At 66.9% G+C, this 2,885-nt stretch carries 3 protein-coding genes; all 3 read left to right on the top strand.

Annotated features, from left to right (window positions below):
• Positions 1-323: 323 nt before the first annotated feature.
• The 3 genes from ACFP2V_RS30880 (at position 324) to ACFP2V_RS30890 (ending at position 2,438) form a co-directional block, all read left to right on the top strand.
• On the top strand, positions 324-875 hold the full coding sequence (locus ACFP2V_RS30880; RefSeq protein ID WP_381218584.1) for an EF-hand domain-containing protein: 552 nt from the start codon (positions 324-326) through the stop codon (positions 873-875).
• A 628-nt stretch (positions 876-1,503) separates the two neighbouring features.
• Positions 1,504-2,202: a hypothetical protein gene (locus tag ACFP2V_RS30885; protein WP_381218585.1), complete on the top strand. Its 699-nt coding sequence runs from the start codon at positions 1,504-1,506 to the stop codon at positions 2,200-2,202.
• The gene (locus ACFP2V_RS30890; RefSeq protein WP_381218586.1) at positions 2,199-2,438 is read left to right on the top strand and encodes a hypothetical protein; all 240 of its coding nucleotides are present in this window, start codon (positions 2,199-2,201) and stop codon (positions 2,436-2,438) included. Before ACFP2V_RS30885 ends, ACFP2V_RS30890 begins: the two co-directional genes overlap by 4 nt.
• Positions 2,439-2,885 lie beyond the last annotated feature (447 nt).

Consider the following 2,885-nt stretch of genomic DNA (forward strand, 5'->3'; position numbering starts at 1 on the left):
CTGACCAGGCGCTCTCACCGACCGTCACCGATCAGGCCCATTCCTTCTGAATGCTTACGGTGCAGCGCCTGTTTTCTGCGGAGAGGCCGTCCGCCCGGGTCGGCGGGGCCCAGCCACGGAGGAAGCCCTGAGCGGAGCCGTAGGGCCGACTCCGCAGCACGGGTGAGTAGGCTGGCTCGGCTCAGCCGGTCGCGGCGGCGCGTGGCAACTGCGCGAAGCGATCATCAGATTGGATGATGACCTGCGTGATCGGCGCTCCCTCAGGAGATCGCTCCCCCATGCTGAAGGGGCCGGGACGTAGATCACAGAGAAAGGGTCGGCCCATGACCGCTGCGGCGCAGGACGTCATGACCATCAAGCTCGAGCGCACCTTCGACAGTATGGACGCCAACCGCGACGGCTATCTGGACTGGACGGACTACCAGAAGCTCGCCGACCGCTACATCCAGGCCTACCGGCTCGACAAGGACGACCGTCGGGTCAGGGCGCTCCAGACCTTCTGTCAGATCTACTGGCTGGAGCTGCTGCGCCACGCGGGCGTGGAAGGGGACCGGCTCACCAAGGATCAGTTCGTCACGGCCAACCGTCTCGCGGTCATCGACACCAGCCGGCTCAACGTGACCGAGGGCGGCGGCCATGCGATCTTCGACATCATCGACACCAACGGCGACAACGAGATCAGCAAGGACGAGTTCGCCCGCTTCCTGAGGGACGTCTGGAAGACCGACACGCCTGACGCGATGGACATGTTCACCAGGCTGGACACCGACGGGGACGGCGCGATCGGACGCTACGAGTTCATCCGCGTGGTACGCGAGCACTTCCTCTCCAACGACCCGGACGCACCGGGCAGCCTGTTCTTCGGACACATCTGACGCACCCACTCGAAGGCGTTCGCCGGTTCCGGCCGGAAGCCTTCTACGGCCGCCTCTGGACTCCGTTCCAGTGGGCGGCCGTCGCCGTGCGTACGACCTCTCAGCACGTCATCGAGTTCTGGACGCCGTGAACGAGGTATGGCCATTCGGGTGAATGACTCCACTCCGTCCTGGGCCACGTCTCACCCGACGAGTACGAGCAGGTGTACCGGGCGAACTTGGAGGAAGCCCCGCAGACCACTTGATCACACGATCGCGGACTCCACGAAAATCGGGGCAGCTCGGTCGGCGAAGTCCCCTCCGTGTTGCAGGCCCGGCCGGCATCTCGCAGACCTGCGAGGAAGAGCGAGCCCTCACGGTGAAGGGCGGGGCGTAGTCGTCAGCTCCGACGATCACCCACCCGGTCCGGTCCTGCGCCGGCGTCACCCGTTCTGCGCGGAACGACGTGAAAAACGTGCCTGTGATCCCGAACATCCCTTGGATGCCGATGATCCAGCCCGCTCAGCCTGCATGTGGCTGACGTGGCTACTGGAAAGATCATCATGAAGACAACGACCCAGGCGGCGGGGTTCTGTGCTGAGTACGGGAACTCATGTGCGCCAGAACGCCTGCTGACAGAATCCGCGATATGACGAGTGGCAGAGGGGCACTGACGGCCCTGCATCTCTTCCTGGTCTGGGCGACGATGACGGCCGCGGTGCCGCCGCTCGGCTTCGGGCTGCTGGTGACGGCCTGGGGTGGTGGGACCGGCGCGGCAGCGCCGATCCTCGCGCTGGGTGTGCCGCTGACGGTGGGCCTGCTGGCCACGGCGGGCATACCGGCACAAACCGTGGTGCCGCTGTGCGGCTCCGTGCCGCAGCGGCTCGGCTGGGCAGTATTGGTCTTCGTCCTCGGCACGCTCGGTGTCCTGGCAGGTCTGGCCGCCTACGCCGGAGGCGTCGACCTGGGGAGCGCCAGTACCCGGATCGCTCTGACGGGGGCGCCGTACGCCGTGGCCGCGGCGTTCTTCGTGCCGGGCCGGTGGGTGCGGCTGGGGGCGGTGGGCGCGCTGGCGGCCGGGGTGGCCTATGGGGGCTTCGTCGGCCGGCGCAGTCGCAGCAGCGCCAGCACGAGGCGGAGGTCGCGCGGTACCAGGAGCATGCGGAGCTGCTGTACCTGGGCACTGCGCCGCCCGGCATGCAGGTGTCCCGTGCCGAGGTCGGCCCCGCCTACTTCAGCGTCGAATACCGCCCCGTCCGGCAGGACGAGTTCGCGTACGTGGACCTCACGGGGCGCCCGCCGCTCACGCCGACACCCCGATGCCCCGAGCTCGTGGAGAAGGGCGTGACCTGCACGGTAGACGCGCGCGGCGAGATGCGCACGGTCCGCGACTTCCCCGGCGGCGGCCGCGCCGTCGCCCTCACCCGCCGCCACCGGAACGCGGAGGTCGAGGTCGAGGTCGAGGTCACCAGCCAGACCCTCGACGAACCCGGGCTACGCCGTCTCCTGAACACTCTGCACCCACTGTCGAACACAGAGCTGGAGAAACTGATGCGGGAAAAGAAGATCGACCACAGACTCTGATCCATGCTCACCCCGGGCCCCAGCACCGAAACCTGCGCGGTGAACCAGGGGTGAGGAAAGCGGGTGTGTCAATTTAACGAGCCTGTCTCCCATTCGGTGGTGACAGGAAGTCATGACGGCGACAAAGATGCCGTCGATCATGAACCCGCAGGTCCGCGCACCACAGCGGTCGTCCCCTGGAGTCGGCCGATCGGCCCGGTGCCTGTCCGTGAGAGTCCGGCGCGACAAGCTCAGCGACCCCGATGCGCTGCCATCCGCTTCGGAGCATCGGGGTCGGAGCACCAGCCGCGCTCTCCGCAAGGCGGAGATGCCCAGTTCTCACTTTCTGCCACCACCGGATAGGAGACAGAGCCGTTGATGAGACACTCCCCCACTGGTGGACCAATGGCCAGGGCTTGATCAAGTTCCGTAGCTGTCCGGATCGTTGGTGATGCCCAGGATGGGGAG

The sequence above is a fragment of the Streptomyces incanus genome (genome assembly GCF_042656345.1).
GTDB lineage: Bacteria > Actinomycetota > Actinomycetes > Streptomycetales > Streptomycetaceae > Streptomyces > Streptomyces incanus.

What these genes read in the sequence shown, in the direction of transcription:
- ACFP2V_RS30880 (WP_381218584.1), top strand. Translation starts at nt 324, where the DNA reads ATGACCGCTGCGGCGCAGGACGTCATGACCATCAAGCTCGAGCGCACC.
- ACFP2V_RS30885 (WP_381218585.1), top strand. Translation starts at nt 1,504, where the DNA reads ATGACGAGTGGCAGAGGGGCACTGACGGCCCTGCATCTCTTCCTGGTC.